This is a genomic window from Streptomyces sp. SID12501, from assembly GCF_010550245.1.
Classification (GTDB): Bacteria; Actinomycetota; Actinomycetes; order Streptomycetales; family Streptomycetaceae; genus Streptomyces.
Genome location: NZ_JAAGLU010000560.1, coordinates 1 through 460, shown reverse-complemented (window position 1 = coordinate 460; position 460 = coordinate 1). Strand labels below are relative to the sequence as shown.

The following is a 460-nucleotide window of genomic DNA, read 5'->3' as shown; positions in this document are numbered from 1 at the left end:
AGCAAGGTGAAGGCGCACGACGAGCTGAACGGCGCCGGCATCGGCGACCTGGTCGAGATCATGGAGACCCGGCCGCTGTCGGCGACCAAGCGCTGGCGCGTCGTCGAGATCCTCGAGAAGGCCAAGTGACACGGGCCGGCGGCCCCCTCGTGGGGTCGCCGGCACCTGCAAGCAGCACCATGACAGTTGCCCACGGCGCGGGCGGGCCCGCCCGCCCGCGGCGTGTGCACCACGGCAACCATCCGTATGGCCAGGCTCGGCGCCACGGCTGACCGAGAACCCGCCAGACGACAGGAGTAGCTAGATGATCCAGCAGGAGTCGCGACTGCGTGTCGCCGACAACACGGGTGCGAAGGAGATTCTCTGCATCCGTGTGCTCGGCGGCTCCGGCCGTCGCTACGCCGGTATCGGCGACGTCATCGTCGCCACCGTCAAGGACCCGATCCCCGGCGCCAACGTA

General features: G+C 69.3%; 2 protein-coding genes. Both read left to right on the top strand.

Annotated elements, in window-relative coordinates:
• On the top strand, positions 1-129 hold a 129-nt coding region (locus tag G3I71_RS47290), incomplete at its 5' end, for an uS17 family ribosomal protein (protein WP_164325119.1).
• Between the two features lie 175 nt (positions 130-304).
• A partial coding sequence (locus tag G3I71_RS47285; protein WP_203733150.1) for an uL14 family ribosomal protein occupies positions 305-460 on the top strand: 156 nt, incomplete at its 3' end.